Source organism: Caballeronia sp. S22, from assembly GCF_964261745.1.
Lineage (GTDB): Bacteria > Pseudomonadota > Gammaproteobacteria > Burkholderiales > Burkholderiaceae > Caballeronia > Caballeronia jiangsuensis.
Genome location: NZ_OZ180041.1, coordinates 35922 through 58780, shown reverse-complemented (window position 1 = coordinate 58780; position 22859 = coordinate 35922). Strand labels below are relative to the sequence as shown.

Sequence of the window (22859 nt, the reverse complement as noted above, 5' to 3'; positions counted from 1 at the left end):
TGAGACTGCGGAGTACGTCTCATCGCTCACGCCGGCGGCAGGCGTGCCAGAAATCGGCATTGGAGTGATCGCTCAAACAATTGGTTTGTCGAAGGACACGCTGCGTGTCTGGGAGCGCCGTTACGGCTTTCCGCGGCCGATGCGGTCGCCCGGCGGCCAACGGCTGTATCCGCAGGAACAGGTGACAAAGCTGCGGCTCGTTAGGCGGCTCCTCGACGCGGGGCACCGGCCAGGCAAGATTGTCGGAGAATCGATCGAGGTGCTGCAGCACTTAGCCAAGAGTTCCGGCGTCGGACAGGACGCGCCTGAGGCCGAGCTCGGTCATCTGATTTCCCTGTTGCGCGCGAGCGCTTACGACGAGTTCCGTTTTGGCCTGCTGAAGCGGGCGACGCGCGATGGGCTCGAGCGCTTCGTGCTGGACGTCGCGGCGCCGCTGTTGACGTGCGTCGGCAATGCTTCGGCGGCGGGCACCTTGCAGGTCTACCACGAAAGTCTGCTTAGCGAGGCCATCCAGTCTACCGTGCGCACGTTGATGCGCCCACTCTCCGACGCCGTGCGTGGGCGCGGCGGCCGTCCGCGCGTGCTGCTTACAACACTCTCCAGCGAAGGGCACGGCCTCGGCATCCTGATGGCCGAAGCAATGTTCACGCTCGCGGAGTGCGAGTGCCTTCGACTGGGCTTGCAGACGTCGCTGCACCATATCGTTGATGCGGTGGCGGCGCATAAGGTCGATATCGTCGCGCTGCCTTTCACCGCGACGCGGCCCCCGCAGTCCGTCGTGAACGGTCTGACTGATCTACGTAAGCGCCTACCGCCGCACGTGCGCACCTGGGTCGGAGGAAGCAGCCCGACGCTACGCCGCAAGCTTCAAGACGGCGTGCATCACGCGGCAGGTTTAACCCTCATCGATGAAGCTGTCGCGGAATGGCGACAATCGACCGTTTGTTGATCGAAGCCAAAGCGCGGCGGGTTGGCAACATGTTCCTCGGCCATGATACCCGTTTTCGGACCACGACGATGCGGCTCGGCAAGGTGCTTGAAGGTGCTGTCGCCCGAAGGGTTGAAGCACGGATCCCGGTACGGCACTTTTCATGTGGCTAGCGGCGCAAAACGTCGGTCGCGGCTAAGGCGCCGGAAGATGGTGACGAGGAGGCGAGCGTGCAGAAGCGGCTCGCCGCTGTGGAGAATGACGTCACGCAGTGCCTGCTCCGCGTGGGACACTGATCTCGGCCCCCGCGACGCGCCCCTCGACCAGACAGGCAGGTCGACGAACGCCATGCATAGCCAAACAGGAAGCAGTACCGGGAAAAGCGAGTTGGGAGCAAGGATTAGCGCACCGGACCGTGCCACGAGCGAGAAAGCCGAGCGCATATCCGCTTCTGGACGCCGGCGCTCGCCGTGCGTCGTTGCCTGAAGAGATCCCCCGCAGCTGGTGATCCTGGTTTCAGGCCCGCCAGCGCGAGGCGAGTGGTCTTATGAGATCAAGTCTGATGGCTATCGCCTCATGGCGAAGCTGCAGGACGGCCGGGCGTCGTGACGCGTTCCCTCGTTTGAAAGCTGCCATGCGGGTATCCAGCATTCAGGCAAGCCGCACTCCCGGCCTGGAACCGCTCTTGCTCCCGGCAGAAAAAGGGCAACGATGGCATGAAGGTGGCACCACAGCCAACCGTCGTGCAAGCGCGCGATGAATTTACTTCGCTTGATCAACGGGCTTGCGATGCTGCGCGCATATAAGGCGCGCTGGCTCATGCATGATCTCGTCGCGGGTTTGTCGGTCAGTGCGGTCCTGGTGCCGGCGGGCATGGCCTACGCCGAAGCAGCAGGCGTTCCCGCGGTGAACGGTCTGTACACATCGTTCGCCGCGATGCTCGCCTACGCGATCTTCGGCCCGAGCCGCTTTCTCGTCGTCGGTCCGGACTCTGCGCTCGTCGCGCTTATCGCCGCGAGCATCCTGCCCTTGAGTCAGGGCGATCCGCAGCGCGCGCTAGTCGCGGCCGGCGCGCTCGCGCTACTGGTGGGCGCGTTCTGTCTCGCAATCGGGTTGCTTAAGCTCGGCTTCGTCACCGAGCTGCTGTCGCTGCCTATCCGATATGGCTTCCTGAACGGCATTATCCTGACGATCATTGTCGGTCAAATGCCGAAGCTGCTCGGCTTCAGAAGCAAGGGCGAGTCGTTCTTCGCGCAGATCGATGATCTGATCGATGGGCTCGCGGCATCGAAAGTGAACTTGACGTCGTTTGCTGTCGGCATCGGCACCCTCGTCTTGATCTTGCTCGTCAAGCGGTTCTGGCCGAAGGTGCCGGGCGTGCTGTTCGCGGTCGGCGCGGCAACTGTACTCGTCAAGGCGATGGATCTCGGCGCGCGCGCGGGCGTCCCAACCGTCGGCAGCGTGCCGCGCGGGTTGCCGTCTTTAGAATGGCCGATCATGGCGCCCGAGCAATGGTGGCAACTCCTTGGCGCCGCAGCGGCGATCGCCCTCGTCTCATTCACGGACGTAGTCGTTCTATCGCGCACGTACGAGGTGCGCAACAAGGAGACCGTTGATCGCAATCAGGAATGCATCGCGCTCGGCTTGTCGAATATCGCAGCCGGATTGTTCCAGGGCTTCGCCGTCAGTGCGAGCGGCTCGCGCACACCGGTGGCCGAGGCTGCGGGCGCGAAGACGCAGTTGACCGGCGTTTTCGCCGCCATCGTCGTGGCGGCATTGCTCACGCTTGCGCCGCACGCGCTGGCGGACGCGCCGCAATCGGCGCTTGCCGCTGTTGTGATTGCCGCTTGTCTTGGCCTGCTCGAAGTACACGGGGTGATGCGGCTTTATCGGCTGCGTAAGAGCGAGTTCGTCCAGGCGCTCGCGTGCTTCGTGGGCGTGGCGGTGCTGGGCGTCGTCAACGGCATCGCGCTCGCGCTGCTGCTCACGATGTTGTCATTTCTCTGGCGTGCATGGCGTCCGTATGATGCAGTGCTCGGGCGTATCGACGGACGCAAGGGCTATCACGACATATCGCGTCATCCCGAGGCGCGACGTGTGCCCGGCCTCGTCTTGTTCCGCTGGGATGCGCCACTTTTCTTCGCCAACGCGGAAATCTTTCGCGAACATCTACTGCGCGCAATCGATGATGCCGGCGAAACCGTCGGCTGGACCGTGATCGCGGCGGCGCCCGTGACGGACATTGATCTGACCGCTGTCGAAGTATTGGAGCGCTTGCACAAGGAGCTCGCCGAACGGAACATCACGTTGTGCTTCGCGGAGCTGAAAGGCCCGGTGAAGGACCACCTGAGGCGCTATGACATGCTGCGGATCATCGGCGAAGCGCATTTGTTTCCGACCGTCGGCGAAGCGGTCCGTGGCTACCTCGCGGCGCATAATGTGCAGTGGCGCGACTGGGAAGACGATGAACCCGGCGCATGAGGCGGTCGCAGCCATTGCTAACCCGACATGGACCTGGGAGCGTGGGCACCCAGGGAGGCTGCCTGGGAGGGCCGCTCGGGCATCCGGGCGCGGCACGGCTTCGTGCTACATCCTGACCATGCGGATGACGTCGAACGGCCTGGAATTCCTTAGCCTGACCGGCGTCGCGGATATCGCCCAGCCCATCATCGAACGCGTCGCAGCGCGCACTGGCGAGCTGGCGCGGCTGTCGTTGGTGGACGGCGAAGCGATCATCTGGGTCGGGAAGGCGGACGGACAGCGCACCGGCTTCGTTACGATCCCGATATGGGCCAGGCAGCACGACTGTCCTGCACATCGTCGGGACACGCATGGCTCATGACGATGTCCGATGAACAAGCGGCTGCGCTCGTTCTGAAGCAGGGTTTCGGACAGCCGAACGAGTTCGGCCCCAACGCGCCGACGACGCTCAAAGCACTGCTGGGTTTCTGCCCGAAACGACTCCATAAAAGTAGGCAAACGGATACTGCGTCAATCTGAGCCAACCGGGGACGTCGCTACACAGCATGCGGGCGACCCCAGAGTGCGCGCTATCCTGATGCCCGCGTCAGCGCCGGGCAAGAGCCAGTATTCCCGAGGCCCAGCAGGTTTACCGCGTTATTCTTCATGATCAGCGGGTGAACGTCAGGTCGAAAACCGGCCGTTTGAAAGTCCACAATCCAACGATCCGGTGTAATGAGCGGGAAATCGGATGCGAAGAGCACCTTCCGCTTAAGTACCGTATTGGCATACCGAACCAGCTCAGGGGAAAAATATTTAGGAGACCAACCCGAGAGGTCGATGAATACATTGTCCTTGTGCAAAGCAATCGACAGCGCTTGCTCCTGCCAGGGCCAAGAAGGATGGGCGATGATCACCTTTATATCGGGAAAGTCGGCGGCGACGTCGTCCAGATAGATCGGCTCCGAGTATTTCAGACGCAGTCCACCACCGCCGGGCATTCCAGAGCCAATGCCGGAATGTCCGGAATGAAAAACCGCAGGCAAACCATACTCGGCTATCACTTCATAGAGTGGATAAGCGAGACGGTCATTTGCAAAAAACCCCTGTAACGTTGGATGGAACTTGAATCCACGAACGCCGTAGTCCGTGATCAGCGTGCGAGCTTCGCGGGCGCCCATCTTTCCCTTATGGGGATCGATGCTGGCGAACGGGATCATGATGTCCTCGTTTTTTTGCGCGAATTCAGCGACTTCCTCGTTCGAGATCCGCCGACGCCCCAGGTTGGCTTCACAGTCGACGGTGAACATGACAAACCCGATCTGGCGCTCGCGATAGTAATCGATCGTCTCCGGTATGGTCGGACGACGCCCGAGCTTGAGTACTGTGCCGAAGTACTTGTCTGCGGCTTCGTCGAACTCTCTGCCAAACAGGTCAGGGGGCTGGCAACACGAAACCTCGGCGTGCACGTGGGTATCGATCGCAACAAGCTTTTCGATGTTCATAGTGAATTGAAGTTGATGACTGACTTGGGGAAGTCCACACTCAAGCGCGCCCGGATCTCAGGACTGGAATCCGACTATCCATGCAGGCTTGAACTTGGCGTCTGCAATGGAAGAACTCCTGCACCTTGAAGTCGAAGAAGTACTGCGAACATGAAATCTTGTCAGCATGGAATGGGTCTGTGCCCGATCGACTCACGCAGATACGCCACGTGCGGGCCCATGCAAAGCTCAACAGAAGCCAGCCGGCAGCCGAGAGATAAGCGTCAGCGACGCGGTAGGGAAGTTCCTTGTCATCCTCACTGCGCTCTATCACCGCGCTCGTAATCTCGTTCATTTCGAAACATAGCGTGGACAAGACAACGGAAATCTGCGCGCCGTTTTCACCGGTCTTCGCGAGAGCGGCACTCTCCTCATTAATGATGGAAAGCAAAGACCGCAGCGTTTCCCCACGATCGGACAGCACTTTTCGCAAAACCAGGTCGACAGCCTGAACTTCGTTCGTTCCCTCGTACAGCATTGAAACACGCGAGTCGCGAACGGTTTGCTCGACCCCATACTCTTGCATGTATCCGTATCCTCCGAATACCTGCAACGCATTGGACGCGCTGTTAAAGCCATTGGCCGTGAAGAACGCCTTTGCGATGGGCGTAAGCAGAGACGCCATGGCATCGGCCTGTTTTCGCTCAGCCCGATTCGGATGCCTGGCGGCTTTGTCGATCCACTCGCCCACCCAGTAGCCGATCATTCTTTCGCCTTCCGAAGTGCACCGAAGGTCGAGCAGAACACGGCGTATGGCAGGATGGTGCGAGATGGGGGTGGGCGCGTCGTCGCCGGCATGCGACGGCGTTCTCGTTTGCACGCGTTCTTCGGCATAAGCGCTCGCGCGCTGCCGCGCGCTCTCCGCATGTCCGACTCCCTGCATCGCCACTTGCAAACGGGCGGCGTTCATCATCACGAACATCGCGCGCAAACCACCATGCGCCTGGCCGATGAGGTAACCCGTCGCATTGTCGAAGTGCATCGTACAGGTAGGGCTCGCCTTGAGCCCCATTTTTTTCTCGATGCCGTCACAGGTCACGCTGTTGCGTTGCATGCCGTTTGCCGAGGGCAGGTACTTCGGCACGAGGAACAGTGACAGTCCACGCGAGCCCGGAAGCGCGTCTGGCAAGCGTGCAAGAACCAAATGAACGATGTTTTCGGTAAGGTCGTGTTCGCCACCGGTAATGAAGATCTTTTCGCCGGTCAGCCTGTAGTTTCCGTCTTCATCGATCAGCGCCTTCGTTCGGATGCGACCGAGATCGGTTCCCGCTTGAGGCTCGGTAAGACACATCGTCGTCAGCCACTCGCCACTGGCTATTTTCGCCAAATACGCCTGCTTGATCTCTTCAGACGCGTGTGCTTTCAGGCAGGCGACTGCGCCATGAGAGAGTCCCGGAGACATAAGCCAAGCGTGATTGGCACCCGCAAGCATTTCATGAAGGGCGACTTCCAGTAATCCGGGCAGGTTTTGGCCCCCAAGCTCTTCGTCTGCGGCGAGCAGAGGCCACCCCGCTTCGACATAGGCGCGGTAGGAACTGACGAAGCCCGTCGGCATGAATACGTCGCCATTATCAAACCGGCAGCCCTCGGCATCTCCGATCGCGTTCAATGGTGCAATCCGTCCAGCGACGAACCGGCCTGCTTCACTGAGAATCTGCTCCACAGTCGCCATGTCGAGATCAGCCCATTCGGGAACCGCTCGCCAGGTCGAAAGGGCGTCCAGCCAGTCTTCGATCACGAACATCATGTCCCGAACCGGCAGGAGATAGGGGTAGGTCATTGAAGAATCGCAAAGATGATTGGGCTCGCCCGCTGACGAACGCGATGCTGCGTTAGATGCGTCAGCGGCGAGCCTGATGCAAATGCGTCAGCCTCGCCGCAGCGCGACTATCGGCAGGTTCAGAAACGGCGAGCGACGTTCGGTCAGACGCCATTCGCCGTTTTCGAGCGGTGAAAACCAGTAGGTGGCAGTCGCCGCTGACGAGCTCATCAGCTGCAGGCGAAGCTCGATGCCGAGTTGATATCGCCGCCCTTATAGCGCGCAACCTTGGGATAGGCGCACAGCGGCCGCGTGCGGTTTGCGCCCCAATCAGCCGGCACCTCCGGGTTAGGTATGGCGTTGCTTGCATCGCGCGCGGTCGCCACGACGCTATCGGGCGCCTTGCCTTGTTCAACCCACGCGATCATCGGCGTCAGCATGTCGAACTGATCTGCGGTAGGACCACCCGAGCAGTGGTTCATACCCGCAACGGTGTACAGGCGCGCGAACGTGCTCGCGTCGCCGCCGTTAGCCGTCATGAGTCGCTGATACCAGTCTGTCGTGTCGTTGGACGAGAAAACCGGGTCGCTGGTGCCGTGATAGACAATCAGCTTCGCGCCTCGGTTCTTCAGTACCGACAGATTTGTTTCGTCAGGCGGGGTCATGAACGACCACGACGACTCGCTATAGACGCCGCTCGTCGCAAAGATCTTGGGCGCGTCGGTATCCATGCTGAAGTTGAGCGCGTAGGCCGACAACTGACTGAGTATCGATGCGCTTTGCGGCGGCGTCGTAAATGTGAAGGCCGCGGCGCCGGGATCGAGCGTGATCGAATTGCTTTGCTTCCACAGCGCCCAGTTGGAGCCGCTGATTCCCGCGTCGTATGGGAAGCTTGCATAGAGGGCGGTGCCAGCGCTGTTGCGCGCGCCGGAGAACACATTGCCGAGCGCGTCCTTTTGTGCGCTCGTGAGACAAGTGCCATCGCGCGTATTGGCGGAGCAGGTCGGGACATCGCGGGCGAGATCGAAGTTCGCCTGACAGGCCTTGATGTCATGCACCATGCCATCGGTCGCCCCGTCAAGCGCGTCGCACTTGGCAATGATGTGCGACGCTACCATTTGCCGCTCTGTCGCCGTCAATCCTGTCGTAATGTCGGGTAGTCCGCTCGCCGTTGTCGCCGTCGCGACCTTGGCAAATTGCTGCGCGCTCCACATTTCGCCGATTGCGGCCTTGGGAAGATGAACGCCCGGATCGCCTGCAATGATGCCGTCGTAATCGGCGGCGTAGCGCGCCGCTGCGACCATCGCATGGCGGCCGCCGTTCGAGCATCCCTCGAAGTAGCTGCGGTCCGGGCCCTTGCCGTAAGCCGTCTTGATGACCTGCTTGGCCATCGGCGTCAGCTTGGCTACGGCCTGATAGCCAAAGTCGAGCCGTGCCTGAGGATCCAGTCCAAAAAGCGGGTTCTGCGACGATGAATGTCCAGCGTCCGAACTGATGACCGCGAAGCCCATATTGAGCGCATTGTTAAGCGGACCGCCGCCACTGATGACGCCCGTCGCTGCTACGACGTTGCCGTCGAGGCCGCCGTTTGCCTGATAGAAGAAGCGTCCGTTCCACGCGAGCGGCAAACGCATTTCGAAGCCTATTGCGTAGGTTTTTCCGTCGACGGAACCGACGCGCTGATTCATCGTGCCTTCGATAACGCAATGTTCCGGCACGGCCTTGCCCGCGATTGTCAGCGTGCCTGCGGGTACGTCCTTGACTGACGTGTAGGTCGTATTGGCGAAGACGAGCTTCGCTGCCAGTGCGTCGCAAGTGCCCGCGAGGCTGGCGGGGCTCGCGGCGCTCAATTGCGGCAGCGACGAGCTCTGATCGTCCGAGCCGCCGCCGCATGCCGCCACCATCGTGGAAACAAGTGCTGCAATCACCGTCTTTTTCATGAAATGTCTCCTTAGAACGAATGCCGTACGCCGATCATGGCGCCGGTCTGGCCGACGCCGGCCGCGGGGGTTGTACCGCCACCACCGCCGCTCACCGAATAGCGCGCCTTGGTGCTGTTGGCGAGATACGAAGCCTGTGCGTAGACGGCCGTGCGCTTGGACAACTGATAGGTCGTGCGCAGCGTCCCCATCGTGGCTCGCGTGTCATGATCGCTGTTCACGATGCGATAGACTTCGCCATCGACGATGAACGCGGGCGTCACGAAGTAAGATGCGCCTACGAAAAACAAATCGGAACGCGCATTGGGGACTGCTGGGGAATCGGTGACGACCCGGCGTCCAAGCCAACCCAGTCCGATCTTGGCGCCCGCATACTGCGCATAGGCGCTCACATGGGTGCGTGCATCCTTGTCGGCAGCATTGGTGAGCGGAGTGGGCGTCACACCATCGAAGAAGTTGGCAGCGGCCGTCGCTCCGCCACGTTGCTCTTCGTATGACGCTGCCGCGCCGAAGTACTGCGCTTCATACTTGAGCATGACAGACCAGTCGCGGCATTCCGTCCCGTGCCCCGGCACCGAGCCCACACAGGAGCCTTGTCCCGGGGAGTTGTTGCCGGCTGCATCGCGACCGAAGGAATAGCCGGCGCCGAGCGTTACGCCGCGATAGGTGCCCATGTACGTCACGCTGTTGTCAGCGCGGGCGTTCGGCACGTACGCGTCCAGTGAACCCATGCCGTAGATGTCCGGGCCGATGACGTCCGCGTTCATCAGCGCGAGATACGTCATGGTGTACTGTCGTCCGAAGGCAACCGTGCCGTAGGGGCTCTTGACGCCGACGAATGCTTGCCGGCCAAACAGTCGTCCGCCTTGTCCGAGGCTTCCATCGCGCAAGTTGAAGCCACTTTCCAGCGTGAACACGGCGCTGTATCCGCCGCCGAGATCTTCCGCGCCGCGCAATCCCCACCGTGAAGGAAATTCACCGGTGACAGCCGGCATGCGGAACACGGCGTCGCCCGCCGCGTTGGCGTGCGACACGTATTCGATGCCCGTATCGACGATCCCGTAGAGCGTAACGCTCGACTGTGCTGCCGCGCTTGCGGCGAAAGCAAGCAGCGCGCTGCCCAGGATCACGTTTTTCTTATACCGAATCGCTTGCATAGTCTCTCCAAACCGTTATGTCGTTTTGATATGTCGTTGTGTGGATTTAATCGGTCACGCGCGGGCGGCGGATCAGCATCAGCGCCGCGACTGCCGCGATCAAGGTGACAGGAATGCTGGCGCCGATGACGACCGAGGCGCTGCGTCCCATCGCAAGCAATTGCCCTGCGGCGAGCGGGCCGACAACGGAGCCCACGCGTCCCACCGCGACGGCTGCGCCGACGCCGGTGCCCCGCATCGAGGTCGGGTAGAAGGCGGCGGAAAGCGCATACAGCACCGACTGCCCGCCGATCACGAACATGCCCGCGAAAAACGCGGACGCGGTGAGCGCTGCAAAACCGGGCGCGATAGAAAGCGCGGCAAGCGACGCGATGATGCCGATATACATGCCCGACACGACGATGCCGCCGCGCAGGCGGTCCATCAGCATGCCGATGAAGAGCGCGCCCAGACCGCCGCCGACGTTGAAGAAGATCTGGACGATGCCCACTTCAGCGCGTCCGAGACCACGTGCGGCCATCAGGGAAGGTAGCCAGTTGAGCAAGAAGTAAAGGACGATCAGCGTGCAGAAATAGCTGACCCAGATTTGCGTCGTCGAAAGGGCGCGGCTTTCGCCGAACAGCACCTGCATGACGGGCTCGGGCTTACCCGTTGCGCCATGCGTGGCGTGGCTGAAGGCCTTCGACTCGGGCAGGAATGCGAGGAGCAGCGGCACGAGCACGAGCGGTCCTGCACCGCCGACGTAGAAAATATGGCGCCACTCGATGTCGCCCGCACTCACTATGCCGATGATCGAAGCAATTACGCCGCCGAACGGGATGCCGCAATACATCACGCTAACCGCCGTGTTGCGCGCCTTCGGCGGCACGGCTTCTGAAGACAGCGCGATGAGGTTCGGCAAGGCGCCGCCGAGGCCGATTCCGGTGAGTACGCGAACGGCGACCAGCGCGTTGAAGCTCGTGACGAGCGCGGTCGCGATCGACAACAGTCCGAAGATAGCCGCGGAAAGAATCAACACACGTTTGCGGCCGATCCGGTCCGCCAGGCGCCCGCCAAACATTGCGCCGGGCAGAAGACCGAAGGTCCCGGCGCTGAAAGCGAGACCCATCTGCGCGACGGACAGGCCAAACTCACGCGCCATGCGCGGCGCGGCTACGCCGACCGACTGCAAGTCGAGTCCTTCCAGCAACGCGACGGCGAAACAAAGACCCAGGGTGGCGAGCGCGCCGGTGCTCGCGATGGATCGCGTGTTCATGCCGTCTCCTGGCAATACTGCTCTGGTGTTTTTCATGTCGGTGTTCGATCGGTGACGTTCGACTGTTAATCAGGTTTCCTGATATCAAGCGCGAAAAAAAACGGACGTCTGCTTTCCGTTCGGCTGATGGGCGTATTTCATATCAGGTCACCTGATCCATGCAAGTAAATTGATTTCGGTGAATACCCCTATGTGTGACGCGATTGCGGGCGCGCATCGCACTACATCCTGGTCGAGGGTTTTTACCGAGTGCGTGCCGCTTGTTTTATCAGGCTACTTGATACTAGAATTTGTCTCAGGTTACCTGAGACGTGAAAACGGTTCGACTCAGCAGCCCGCCGCGATCAGGAAACACACTCACACTTTGCGCCGCGAGGCGCCGGAGAAAACGCATGGCAAGCTATGAAGGTCGCTGGAAAACCGTTGACGTGAAAGTGGAATCGGGCATCGCCTGGGTGATGTTCAATCGCCCGGAAAAGCGCAATGCAATGAGCCCCACGCTCAACAGCGAGATGATTCAGGTTCTCGAGACGCTCGAACTGGATGCAGATGCGCGCGTGCTCGTGCTGACCGGCGCGGGTGACGCCTGGACCGCGGGCATGGACCTGAAGGAGTATTTCCGCGAAGTGGACGCGGGCCCGGAAATTCTTCAGGAGAAGATCCGCCGCGACGCCTGCCAGTGGCAATGGAAGCTCCTGCGCATGTACGCAAAGCCGACCATTGCGATGGTGAACGGATGGTGCTTCGGTGGTGGCTTCTCGCCACTCGTTGCGTGTGATCTGGCTATCGCAGCGGACGAAGCGGTCTTCGGCCTTTCTGAAATCAACTGGGGCATTCCGCCGGGTAACCTCGTGAGCAAGGCAATGGCCGACACGGTGGGCCATCGTCAGGCGCTGCATTACATCATGACGGGCGACACCTTCACGGGTCCGGAAGCCGCAGCGATGGGCCTCGTCAACAAGAGCGTGCCCCGCGCACAGTTGCGCGATGAAGTAACGAAGCTCGCGGCGAAGCTGCTGGAGAAGAATCCCGTGGTGCTGCGTGCGGCGAAGCACGGCTTCAAGCGTTCCCGGGAACTGACGTGGGAGCAGAACGAGGACTACCTGTACGCGAAGCTCGATCAGGCGCTGCACCGTGATCCGGAGCAGGGGCGTGCGCAAGGCCTGAAGCAGTTCCTCGACGAGAAATCGATCAAGCCGGGTCTGCAGGCATACAAGCGCACGGAACAGTAAGCGCATGAATAGTAAGCGCCTTTCAGGAGATAGCACCGTGAACGAAGTGAGCATGTTGGTCGGCGGGCAGGATCGCGCCGCATCGAATGGGGCGACATTCGACCGCCTTGATCCTGTCATGGGCGTCGTGGCCTCGCGCGCGCCGGCTGCAACGCTCAAGGACGCCGACGCGGCGGTCGAAGCCGCCGCTCGCGCATTTCCGGCCTGGGCGGCGCTGACGCCCTCGGAGCGTCGGGCGCGGTTGCTCAAGGCGGCCGACATCATGGATGCCCGAACCGGTGACTTCATCGCGGCGGGTATTCCGGAGACGGGCGCGATGGCGAACTGGTACGGCTTCAACGTCCATCTTGCCGCGAACATGCTGCGCGAAGCGGCGGCGATGACCACGCAGATCGACGGCAGCGTGATTCCCACCGATATGCCCGGCAATCTCGCGCTCGCGGTGCGCCAGCCATGTGGCGTCGTGCTCGGCATCGCGCCCTGGAACGCGCCAGTGATTCTCGGCACGCGCGCCATCGCGATGCCGCTCGCATGCGGCAACACTGTCGTGCTCAAGGCATCGGAAGTGTGTCCGGCGGTGCATCGCATGATCGGCACAGTGTTCCAGGAGGCGGGGCTCGGCGACGGCGTCGTCAACGTCGTGACCAACGCGCCCGAGGATGCGGCGGCCATCGTCGAGCGGTTGATCGCGCATCGCGCGGTGCGCCGCGTGAACTTCACGGGGTCGACGCACGTCGGGCGCATCATCGCCGTGCATGCGGCAAAACACCTGAAGCCCGCGCTGCTGGAGCTCGGCGGCAAGGCGCCGGCGCTCGTGCTCGACGATGCAGATCTCGATACTGCGGTCGAGGCGATCGCGTTCGGCGCCTTCTTCAATCAGGGCCAGATCTGCATGTCGACCGAGCGCATCGTTGCGCATCGAAGTATCGCGGATGAGTTGGTCGAGAAGCTGACGGCCAAGGCGCGCACGCTCGTGGCGATGGCGCCGACGGCCGCGGATGCAAAGCTCGGCGCGCTCGTCGACACGAAAGCCGCGCAGCGCATTGCGGCGCTGGTCGAGGATGCCCGCAGCCACGGGGCAAAGATCCGGGCGGGCGGAGCGATCGACGGCGCAATCATGCAGCCGACCATCGTCGATGACATCACGCGTGACATGAAGCTCTACGCGGAGGAATCGTTCGGACCGGTGGTAACGGTACAGCGGGTCGAAAGCGACGACGAAGCAGTGGCCGTCGCGAATGACAGCGAGTTCGGCCTGTCAGCGGCCGTTTTCAGCCGCGACATCGCGCGCGCGTTGAACGTCGCGAAGCGCGTCGAATCGGGTATCTGCCATATCAACGGTCCGACGGTGCACGACGAAGCGCAAATGCCTTTTGGTGGCGTGAAGGGGAGCGGCTATGGCCGTTTCGGCAGCAAGGCGTCGATCGCGGAATTTACCGATCTACGCTGGATCACGGTTCAGGCGGGCCAGCGGCACTATCCCATCTGATTCAGCGCGCACGATCAATCAATCCGAAGGCAGCGCCTTGAGGGCGAAGACCGTATCCGCGCGTCATGCAACGCGCGGAACGATGCCGGGGACATTCAGCGGAGACAATCAGTGAACTTCGAGCCGACTCAGGAAAGAGGCGAAGAAGCGCGGGATCTGGCAAACCTTCCGCACCGCAAGGTGCGCATCGGGAACCCGGATATGAACGTGCGCCAGGAAGGCGATATTTGCTACATGAGCACGCAAGCGCCACTTGGGAGCTATCCGGAGCGATTTACGGACAGACTCGTGAGTGGCGCCCAAGCGCACCCTGAACGCTGGCTCGTCGCGCGCCGGGATGCGAGCGGCGCATGGAACGGCATCAGCTATGCACAAATGCTCGAACGTGCGCGGGCCATCGGACAGGCGCTCATTGATCGCAAACTTTCGGTCGAGCGCCCTGTCGCGATTCTGTCGGGCAACGATCTTGAACACTTGCAGGTCGCGCTCGGCGCGATGTGGGCGGGCGTGCCTTATGCGCCGATCTCCCCGGCATATTCGCTGGTGTCCAGCGACTACGGCAAGCTGCGTCATACGCTGGACGTGCTGAAACCCGGGCTCGTCTTCGCCACTGACGGGAATACTTTCGCGGCCGCCATCGACGCCGTGGTGCCGGAAGATGTCGAAGTCCTGTTTGTGTCCGGATCGTGCGCGCGGACATCGTCGTCCCTTGCCGATCTGATCACAACGTCGCCCACTACCGTAGACGATGCGCAGCGCGCGGTGGGACCAGACACCATCGCGAAATTTCTGTTCACCTCCGGATCGACGAAGCTGCCGAAGGCCGTGCCGACGACGCACCGCATGCTGTGCAGCAACCAGCAGATGCTGCTCGAGACGTTCCCCGCCTTCGCCGATGAACCGCCGGTTCTGGTCGACTGGCTGCCGTGGAATCACACGTTCGGCGGTAGTCACAACGTTGGCATCGCGCTGTATAACGGCGGAACGATTTATATCGACGACGGCAAGCCCGTTCCCGGCAAGTTCGAGGAAACGCTGCGCAATCTGCGTGAGATCGCACCGACGATTTTCTTCAACGTGCCGAAGGGATGGGAGGAACTGACGGCCGCGCTCGAAACCGACGCGCAACTGCGCGAGACCTTTTTCTCGCGCGTCAAGGTGTATTTTTTCGCGGGCGCAGGGCTCTCGCAGGCAGCATGGGACCGGCTCGAACGGGTGACGGCGCGCTACTGCGGCGAACGCATACGGATCATGGCGGGACTTGGTATGACGGAGACGTCGCCGTCGTGCCTGTTCACGACGGGCCCGATCATGCGAGCGGGATATGTGGGCGTCCCGGCTCCCGGCTGTGACGTCAAGCTGGTCCCGGTGGCCGGCAAGCTGGAAGCGCGCTTCCGCGGACCGCATGTCATGGCCGGTTACTGGCGGATGGAAGCGAGCCAGGGAGCGCAGAGTTTCGACGAAGAAGGCTACTACTGCAGCGGCGATGCGCTCAAGTTCGTCGATGAAGAGCGGCCGGAGCTGGGACTCATGTTCGATGGCCGCATCGCCGAGGACTTCAAGCTCAGTTCCGGGACATTCGTGAGCGTCGGGCCCATGCGCGCCCGTATCATCTCCGAAGGCGCGCCGTATGTTCAGGACGCCGTTATCACAGGGATGAATCGTGACGACGTGGGTGCGCTGGTCTTTCCGAGAATCGACGAAATTCGAAAACTTGCGGGTCTGTCGCACGATGCGAGCGTGAGCGAAGTCGCCGAAGCGCCTGCGGTGCGCGAGTTTTTCGAGACACTGCTGGCCCGCTTGAACCAGCAGGCGACGGGGAGTGCCAACACCATCGCGCGCATGCGCCTGCTCGAGACTCCGCCGTCACTCGATCGCGGCGAAATTACGGACAAAGGCTCGATCAATCAGTCGGCAGTCTTGACCCATCGTGCGGCGATCGTCGATGCATTATACGAGTCAAGTCCACCTGATTTGCAGATGATTCTCGCGAGGCACATGCGCAATTGAAAGCTCACTGCAACCGGGTCGGGCGCGCGGACGCGGTAACATTGGCAACTTCTCAAGCTCCGTCAAGCGTTGCGATGCCGACTAAAGCGCCAGCAAAAAAAGCCCCGTCGACGATGAAATCCGCCCGCGCCGCAGGCGTGCGCAAGTCTCAGGCGCGACCGCGCCTCACTTATCTGGTTGGAAGCCTTGATCGCATTCTGCGCCGCAAGATGACCGAGGCGCTGGCGCCTATCGGACTTTCGCTTGCGCAATTCACGGCGCTATCCGTGCTCGACGCGCGCGGGGAGGCATCGAACGCGCAACTCGCGGAACGGTCCTTCATTACGCCGCAATCGGCTAATGAGGTAATGAGCGCGATGACCGCGAGAAACTGGATCACGCGTGAGCCGGATCCCAATCACGGGCGCATCGTCGTGCTGCGACTGACCGAGGAAGGGCGCGGCGTGTTGCGGCAGGGCATGGACGTCGTTCGTTCGCTGGAAGATCAGATGCTCAAGGACATCCGTGCGGCCGACGCGACGCTCGTTCAAAACTGCCTCGAGCTTTTCGCGCGCAATCTGCGCGGCTGACGCCACGATAGGTAGAGTTCTTCTCTCTCGGGAAAGAATGAACTGGCCCGGTTTAGCAGTTTGGCTGGACTCAAAGCTCGACTACCGTTCAGCAAAGATGATGGGCGGATCGAGAGCATCGCCATTGGGGCGCGTGCACATCGACAGGCGAGGTGCGGTAGTCACGGCGTTTTATTAAAACGCGCGACGTCTCTGAATCTCTGAGGTAACTGGAGAATTGAAGACGAAGCGCATACTTGTTGAACACGTTCAGCGACATTCCGTTGCCCCCGGGCGCATCGCCTTTGAGGTCAAGAATCGCTGCGGCGTACTCATCGGTGGCGACAATGTAGCCGTTCTGAAAGCGGTGGAGATTGCGAAGCATGAACCGCCCCGGATTTGGTTGGATTTGGTGGAGGCTCCAACTCTTGAGAAAATGGAGCCATGAACAAGTCGAACAAATTTTCTGCTGAAGGTCCGGGAATGTGCGGTGTGCATGGTGCAGGACCATCGGGGCGAGTATCCGTCACAGTGGGCAGCGATCGAATCCATCGCTCCCAAGATCGGCTGCACGAGCCAGACATTGCTGGGATGGGTCAAACGAGAGGAAGTCGATAGCAGAGAGCGCGAGGATGTGAGCACGTCGGAACGCGAACGTCTTAAGGCACTGGAGCGCGAAGTCAAGGAACTGCGCCGCGCCAACGAGATTCTGAAACTTGCGAGTGCGTTTTTCGCCCAGGCGGAGCTCGACCGCCGCCTGAAGTCCTGAAGGCCTTCATCGATCAGCATCGCGACACCTTCGGGGTCGAGCCGATCTGCAAGGTCTTGGGGATTGCCCCGTCGAGCTACCGGCGCCGTGCTGCACAGCTTCGCGATCCGTCGCGCCGCTGCGCGCGAGCGATACGCGATGAACGCCTGCGCTTCGAGATCCAGCGTGTCTGGCAGGCCAACATGGGGGTCTACGGAGCGGATAAAGTCTGGACGCTGTTGCGAGAAGATGACCTCATCTGGGTCCACGACTATCACTTGATTCGTTAGCGTCGGCATTGCGCGCCTTGGGCTGTGGCATTCGCATCGGGTTCTTCTTATATATCCCGATGCCTCCACCGTTGATCATGGCGGCGATCCCTGAGCACGAATGGCTGATGAAGTCACTGTTCGCCTATGACCTCGTCGGACTGCAAAGCGAATCGGACGTCACCCATTTCTGTCATTACGTGGAGTCCGAAGCGCGCGCGGAACGATTGAGCCGCGAGCGCCTGCGCGTCTTCAACCGGACCTTGCGTGTCGGCGCTTACCCGATTGGAATCGATATCGATGAATTCCTCCGGCTCGCCGAGGCCAAAGGAGCGGCGCCGCGAGTATTCTTCGCGCATCCGCACGAACATGTCGCGCCCGTCTGCTGCTGGGCGTCGATCGGCTCGACTATTCGAAGGGATTGCCGCAGCGAGTCGAGGCATTCCGCGAACTGCTCGCCCGCTACCCTGAAAACCGAAGCCGGGCGACGCTGATTCAGATCGCTTCGCCAAGCCGCGAAAAGGTCGGCGCCTACGACGATCTGCGGCGTCAGATGGATAGCCTTTGCGGCGCGATCGACGGGGACTACGGCGAGTTGGATGCCCGTGCGCTACATTCATCGCAATGTCGCGGCAAGCGTCTGCCGGGCCTCTATCGCGGAAGCCGCGTGGCGTTGGTCACGCCGTTGCGCGATGGCATGAACCTCGTGGCGAAGGAATTCATCGCGGCGCACGACCCTCCCTTTCAGTGACTTATGACAGTTCTGGCCAAATATCCGGCCAGTCATCCGGCCGCAACTGCTTGCGCGTCGCCGCGCCACCTGTCAGGCGCTCGATCGTCACGCACGCTTTGATGGGCACCGGCCGCTGCCCGCTGCGCCAATGCATGATCTGGGCACGTGATGTTCCGAGTCGGTGCGCGAGTTCGGCCTGCGATCCGCAGGCGTGTGCGGCCGCATCGATGGCGGCCCGCACCTGCGCGATTTGTTCGGGATCTAGTTCGTTTTCGGACATGCGGCGTATTGTGCATAAGCGAGCGCGGCCGTTCTGAGGGCCACCGATCATTGCGCCGGTATATGACGCATGATAGACAACGCGACTACGCGTTGCCTATTGCCAAACGGAGTCGAACGGCTGCTGCCCTTTGTTGAATATGCGAATCCTGCGCGAGGTCGGCACGTAGCAAGATTCAGATGTCGTAAGACAGTAAGCGAGTGACCGGGTTGCTCGACGTCGCACAGATGCGGGTTGAGAGCGGCTTCGGGGCGAAAGCCCTGTTAATCAGCCCGCTGCGCTAACAAGGTTCGGCGCGGCACGCGGCTGACGTTACGAAGCCCGCATGACACGCGGGCTTCGCACCTCTTCCGGTGGCGCGCTAGTTTGCCGTTTCTAGCACACCCAGCAGCGTCGGCTCCATCCGCCAGTCTGGCGTGTGCATGAGCGGCCATGCACCCGGCGAATCCGGCGAGTTGAAGTAAACGATGGTCGCGAGGGCCGGCATGTGTGGTAGCGCATCGCGCAACGCTGTCAACGCCGCGCGCTGGCGCTCGGGCGTCCCTTCCACGCCCAGTTCCGCGACTATGACTGGCAAGCCGTACTTCTGAACACGCGCGTACTTCTCTCGCAGGATCGCCGTTGCCGAGGGCGCACCGTCCTTTGCGCCCATCGCGCACGTCGGGCAGTCGAAGATGGACAGGCCGACTTCGTCAGCATAGCCGCGACCGGGGAAATACGCGGGCAACGACGTATCGCCGCGCGGCGACCAGACGAAGCTCAGGAGCTTCGAGCCAGCGCGGCACCGGTCGACGAAATGCCGGTACGCGGCAATATAACCGTTAGGATCGTTCGTGGCCCACGGATAGCGGCCGGTCGCGGTTTCCATCTCCTGAGCCCAGCGCACCTTCACAGGCGATTCGAGCGACCGCAGTGTGCCGCACACCCCGTCGATCTCGGCGTCGTAGGCGCCGAGCGTCACGTCGCGCAGCAGAGTATGCGAGTTGCGCGATGCGGCCGGCCAGGGTTCGACCGTCACCATCAGGTTGCGCTTACGCAGGCTCGCGTAGTTGCCGGCGTCGTGGATCGCGGCCGGTGCGCCTGGATCAACCCAGGACACGAAGATATGCTCGACGTCGAGCGTATCGGCGAGCGCGTAGGCGTGCTCCGGATCGTAGGCGCCGATCTTTGGCGGCTCCGCGGCCACGGCGGGCGTGATCGCTTCGCCGCGCCACATCAGCGCTTCGATGCCCTGGCCGAGCCGCAGATACCCGCCCGCGAGCAGCACGAGCGCCGCCGTGACGAACAGGCCGCGCCGCGCGAGCGGACCCTCGGCGAGCAGCAGCCCAAGCGTCGATCTGCGATGCCCGCTTTCACGCGCGTGCGCTACGACGATCACGATCGCGATGGCAAAGTACACGAAGGCGTTGAGCATCGACATCACGTAAAAGCCGCGAGCATTGTCGGCATCGTCGACGAGCAGAACCGGCAGGGCGCAGAGCAGCACGAGCCACAGATAGGGCGCGACGACGCGCATGGGTGCGACGGGGTCGGCGATCGCGGTCTTCGGCGTCACGCGGAACGCAAACTCGCGTCCGCGCACACAGTCGAGCGCCGCCGACACCACCCCCAGCAGCGACCACGGCCAGCGCGCGAAGAGGAACGCGAGTCCTTCCCACGACACGACATTCGCGCTATGCGGGCGCAGACAGCCCGTGGTTTTCACCCAGGCCATCAGCAGCAGGATACTCGCCGTCACCGGAGCCGCGTGCAGCAGGTAGTCCGTATAGGGCACGTCCGCCCAGACGCGATGCGTGAGAAGCGCGATGACCGGCATCGCGACGCTCGCCGCCATCGTCAGCGAGAAGAGCGGATACCAGAGTTGCGCGAACAGAAACTGCCCCTTCAGGCGCAGCGGCAGGCGGCCGAAGTACGTCGACGTGTAGCGGAACAGGATCACGGTGAGGCTCTTCGACCACTGGAATTCCTGCGTGACCATGTCCGCGAACGTGCGGGGGCCGTCGCCGCTCGCGATCGCGTCGAGCGCGTGCACGCCGGACCAGCCGTGGGCGTTCATCATCAGCGTGGTCGAGTGGTCCTCCGCGAGTTCGGGGCCGAGACCGCCAATGTCCCGCAGCGCACGCGTGCGCACCGCATAGTGCGAGCCGATGCAAAGCGGCGCCAGCCCACCGTTGTGCCCCGCCTGCAGTGCGCCGTGCAGGGCCGCTTCCGCGTGCAGCCGGCCGCGCGCAGCCCAGCTTTCGGGTGCGTTGCTGTCGCAGATGCTCGGTGCCGACACATAGCCGATGTTCGGATCGGAGAACGGACGCAGCATCGCTTCGAGATAGCCGGGTTGCGGCACGTGGTCTGCGTCGAGCTGCGCGACGAAATCGTAGTTGGCGTAGCCGAACTGGTCGTAGAAATAGGCGAGATTGCCCTCCTTGCAGCGCGTGCGCCGGGGCCACGAAGCATTGTGGTAATCGGCTACGTCCTTGCGCGTCGAGAGATGCACGCCGTGACGCGCGCACCAGTCGATTGTCTCCTCGGACGGATCTTCATCGGCGAGCCAAGTGTCGTGCGGGTAGGACTGTGCGAGCATCTCGCGCAGCGTCGTCTGCACGATTGCGAAGGGTTCCGACGGCGCCTTAGTCACCACCATCGCGACGCGAAGACCAGCGGGGACCGCCCGCGCGCGGTTCGGCACGCGGGCGCGCGAGAATACCAGCACGAAGTAGCCTGGGATGACCGTGGTCCAGAACAGCACTGCGCAGTTCACTGCATAGCGAAATGCATCGACGTTATGTTGTGGCTGCAGCCACCACGCCCAGAATCCGACGAGGCTCAGCAGCCAGCACACCGCCAGCACGGTGAAAGAGATGCGTTGCCTTCCGGATAGCAAGGGCACGAGGTAGGGCTCGGCGAGATTCGGCGTTTCCGCCTCGCTCGCCGGGCGGCCACGCTCCGCCTCCAGTTGCTCGGGACGGGTGACCGGCGTGCTCATACGGCCTCGCTGGCTTCGACGGTGGAGACGACTTCGGCGCGCGCTTCGTGACGCACGACGTTCGCCGGCACGACAAGCGGAGCACGCGTGGGTTGCGCGCGCCGTTCGGTGGCCGGTGCGCGGCGCCCGCCAGAACTCTTGCGCCCGATGCGCACATACTGGCGGAAGCCGCTTTCGCGCACGGCGTCCTCGTCGAACAGATTACGCAGGTCGACCATCACCGGATCGGCCATGTAGTCGGCCAGCTCGCCGAGGTTGCACTCGGTGAAGTCCTTCCAGTCCGTCAGGATCACGAGCGCGTCCGCGCTGCGCGCCGCGGCGACCGGCATCGTCGCCACGCCCACGTTCGGCAGCATGCGCGCAGCTTCAGCCGGGCGGGACGGATCGTACGCACGAACCTTCGCGCCGCGCTCTTCGAGCATCTCGATCAGGCCGACGCTCGGGCTTTCGCGCATGTCGTCCGTCTGGCCCTTGAAGGTGAGGCCGAACACGGCGAGCCGCTTGCCCGCGACCGAACCGCCGCACGCGGCTTCGATCTTCTCGAACATGACCGTTTTGCGGCGCGAGTTCGCTTCGATCGCCGCCTCGACGATGCGCATCGGCACAACGTGCTCCGAGGCCGTGGCCTTCAGCGCGCGTGTGTCTTTCGGGAAGCACGAGCCGCCCCAGCCGGGACCGGCTTTCAGGAACGCCGCGCCGATACGCCGGTCCAGACCGATGCCTGCCGCGACGCGATCGACGTCCGCGCCGACGACCTCGCACAAATCCGCGATCTCGTTGATGTAGCTGATCTTCACGGCGAGGAACGCGTTGGCCGCGTATTTGATGACCTCGGCCGTTTCGATTTCGGTGGCGAGCACTTCATAGCCGTTCTCTTCGAGCGGCGCATAGATGCGGCGCATAATCGCGACGGCGGCGGCGCTGTCGGTGCCGAACACGACGCGATCCGGGTGCATAAAGTCTTCGATCGCCGAGCCTTCACGCAGGAACTCGGGGTTCGACGCCACCGCGAACGATTGTCCCGGCGGGAGGCAACGTTCCGCGACGCGCTGCACTTCGCGATTCGTGCCGACGGGCACCGTCGACTTGGTCACGAGCACCGTGAACTGGTCGATGTTCGGCGCGACTTGTTCGGCCACCGCCATCACATAGCTCAGGTCCGCGCGGTCCGTGCCCGGATGCGAGGGCGTACCGACCGCGATGAACACCGCTTCGCGTCCCTTCACGCTCGCGGCGAGATCGAGGCTGAAGCGCAGGGTGCCGCGCTTGGCGTTGCGACTGACGAGTTCGTCGAGGCCCGGTTCGTAGATCGGAATGCGGCCGTTGTTTAACGCATCGATCTTGGACGGATCGTTGTCGATGCAGATCACGTCGTGTCCCAGTTCGGCCAGGCACGCGCCACTCACCAGTCCGACATAGCCGGTTCCCACGATTGCGATACGTACGCTCATTTTTCTGCTCCCCGATTCTTTTGATTGATTCTTGCTGGTCTTCGTTGGTCTTCTTGCGCCCGTTGTGTGTCGCGCC

At 62.2% G+C, this 22859-nt stretch carries 18 protein-coding genes, 1 pseudogene and 1 other annotated feature; of the genes and pseudogenes, 10 read left to right on the top strand and 9 right to left on the bottom strand.

All coding sequences use genetic code 11. The features are described 5' to 3' along the window. Positions 1–43: 43 nt before the first annotated feature. From ACEN42_RS42780 to ACEN42_RS42770, 3 genes are all read left to right on the top strand, one after another. Entirely contained in the window at positions 44–949 is a 906-nt protein-coding gene (locus ACEN42_RS42780) for a MerR family transcriptional regulator (protein WP_371885208.1), read from the top strand. A 735-nt stretch (positions 950–1684) separates the two neighbouring features. After that, a complete protein-coding gene (locus tag ACEN42_RS42775) occupies positions 1685–3409 on the top strand; it encodes a SulP family inorganic anion transporter (protein ID WP_371885207.1) in 1725 nt (574 codons plus the stop codon). Positions 3410–3533: 124 nt separating this feature from the next. Continuing rightward, positions 3534–3770, top strand: a complete 237-nt coding sequence (locus tag ACEN42_RS42770; RefSeq protein WP_371885206.1) for a hypothetical protein — start codon at positions 3534–3536, stop codon at positions 3768–3770. Between the two features lie 208 nt (positions 3771–3978). Here the strand turns inward: ACEN42_RS42770 and ACEN42_RS42765 are convergent, their stop codons facing one another. The 5 genes from ACEN42_RS42765 to mhpT all read right to left on the bottom strand — a co-directional run bounded on the left by ACEN42_RS42765 (position 3979) and on the right by mhpT (position 11043). Continuing rightward, positions 3979–4893: an amidohydrolase family protein gene (locus tag ACEN42_RS42765; protein ID WP_371885205.1), complete on the bottom strand. Its 915-nt coding sequence runs from the start codon at positions 4891–4893 to the stop codon at positions 3979–3981. 40 nt (positions 4894–4933) lie between these two features. Next, positions 4934–6712 (bottom strand): acyl-CoA dehydrogenase family protein, encoded by a 1779-nt coding sequence (locus ACEN42_RS42760; protein ID WP_371885204.1) that lies wholly within the window; start codon positions 6710–6712, stop codon positions 4934–4936. A 209-nt stretch (positions 6713–6921) separates the two neighbouring features. Then, positions 6922–8631 carry a tannase/feruloyl esterase family alpha/beta hydrolase gene (locus tag ACEN42_RS42755; protein ID WP_371885203.1) on the bottom strand — a complete coding sequence of 570 codons (1710 nt, stop codon included), beginning with the start codon at positions 8629–8631 and terminating at the stop codon, positions 6922–6924. A gap of 11 nt (positions 8632–8642) precedes the next feature. Continuing rightward, positions 8643–9788 carry a porin gene (locus tag ACEN42_RS42750; RefSeq protein WP_371885202.1) on the bottom strand — a complete coding sequence of 382 codons (1146 nt, stop codon included), beginning with the start codon at positions 9786–9788 and terminating at the stop codon, positions 8643–8645. Positions 9789–9834: 46 nt separating this feature from the next. After that, a complete protein-coding gene (mhpT, locus tag ACEN42_RS42745; RefSeq protein ID WP_371885201.1) occupies positions 9835–11043 on the bottom strand; it encodes a 3-(3-hydroxy-phenyl)propionate transporter MhpT in 1209 nt (402 codons plus the stop codon). Between the two features lie 392 nt (positions 11044–11435). Here mhpT and ACEN42_RS42740 point away from each other — a divergent pair, with 392 nt between their 5' ends. From ACEN42_RS42740 to ACEN42_RS42725, 4 genes are all read left to right on the top strand, one after another. Continuing rightward, a complete protein-coding gene (locus ACEN42_RS42740) occupies positions 11436–12275 on the top strand; it encodes a p-hydroxycinnamoyl CoA hydratase/lyase (RefSeq protein ID WP_371885200.1) in 840 nt (279 codons plus the stop codon). A 37-nt stretch (positions 12276–12312) separates the two neighbouring features. Then, entirely contained in the window at positions 12313–13764 is a 1452-nt protein-coding gene (locus ACEN42_RS42735; protein ID WP_371885199.1) for an aldehyde dehydrogenase, read from the top strand. Positions 13765–13875: 111 nt separating this feature from the next. Next, positions 13876–15774 carry a feruloyl-CoA synthase gene (locus tag ACEN42_RS42730; protein WP_371885198.1) on the top strand — a complete coding sequence of 633 codons (1899 nt, stop codon included), beginning with the start codon at positions 13876–13878 and terminating at the stop codon, positions 15772–15774. Positions 15775–15848: 74 nt separating this feature from the next. Continuing rightward, entirely contained in the window at positions 15849–16343 is a 495-nt protein-coding gene (locus ACEN42_RS42725; protein ID WP_371885197.1) for a MarR family winged helix-turn-helix transcriptional regulator, read from the top strand. An 88-nt stretch (positions 16344–16431) separates the two neighbouring features. Here ACEN42_RS42725 and ACEN42_RS42720 read toward each other — a convergent pair whose 3' ends face one another. Further along, complete coding sequence (locus tag ACEN42_RS42720) at positions 16432–16707, bottom strand: hypothetical protein (RefSeq protein ID WP_371885196.1); 276 nt, start codon at positions 16705–16707, stop codon at positions 16432–16434. 59 nt (positions 16708–16766) lie between these two features. On the opposite strand from ACEN42_RS42720, the pseudogene ACEN42_RS42715 reads away from it, so the two are divergent. From ACEN42_RS42715 to ACEN42_RS42705, 3 genes and pseudogenes are all read left to right on the top strand, one after another. After that, positions 16767–17321 (top strand): annotated as a pseudogene (locus tag ACEN42_RS42715) (IS3 family transposase); the annotation flags it as partial. Beyond that, positions 17046–17162: a sequence feature (AL1L pseudoknot), on the top strand. Its footprint overlaps the pseudogene before it by 117 nt. A gap of 47 nt (positions 17322–17368) precedes the next feature. After that, positions 17369–17833, top strand: a complete 465-nt coding sequence (locus tag ACEN42_RS42710; protein ID WP_371885195.1) for a trehalose-6-phosphate synthase — start codon at positions 17369–17371, stop codon at positions 17831–17833. After that, positions 17761–18090 (top strand): trehalose-6-phosphate synthase, encoded by a 330-nt coding sequence (locus ACEN42_RS42705; RefSeq protein ID WP_371885194.1) that lies wholly within the window; start codon positions 17761–17763, stop codon positions 18088–18090. The genes ACEN42_RS42710 and ACEN42_RS42705 overlap by 73 nt, the downstream gene beginning before the upstream one ends. Before the next feature lies 1 nt (position 18091). Here the strand turns inward: ACEN42_RS42705 and ACEN42_RS42700 are convergent, their stop codons facing one another. The 3 genes from ACEN42_RS42700 to ACEN42_RS42690 all read right to left on the bottom strand — a co-directional run bounded on the left by ACEN42_RS42700 (position 18092) and on the right by ACEN42_RS42690 (position 22783). After that, positions 18092–18352: a transcriptional regulator gene (locus ACEN42_RS42700; protein ID WP_371885193.1), complete on the bottom strand. Its 261-nt coding sequence runs from the start codon at positions 18350–18352 to the stop codon at positions 18092–18094. Between the two features lie 361 nt (positions 18353–18713). Further along, a complete protein-coding gene (locus ACEN42_RS42695) occupies positions 18714–21332 on the bottom strand; it encodes a glycosyltransferase (protein WP_371885192.1) in 2619 nt (872 codons plus the stop codon). Continuing rightward, complete coding sequence (locus ACEN42_RS42690) at positions 21329–22783, bottom strand: UDP-glucose/GDP-mannose dehydrogenase family protein (protein WP_371885191.1); 1455 nt, start codon at positions 22781–22783, stop codon at positions 21329–21331. Before ACEN42_RS42690 ends, ACEN42_RS42695 begins: the two co-directional genes overlap by 4 nt. Positions 22784–22859: the final 76 nt, after the last annotated feature.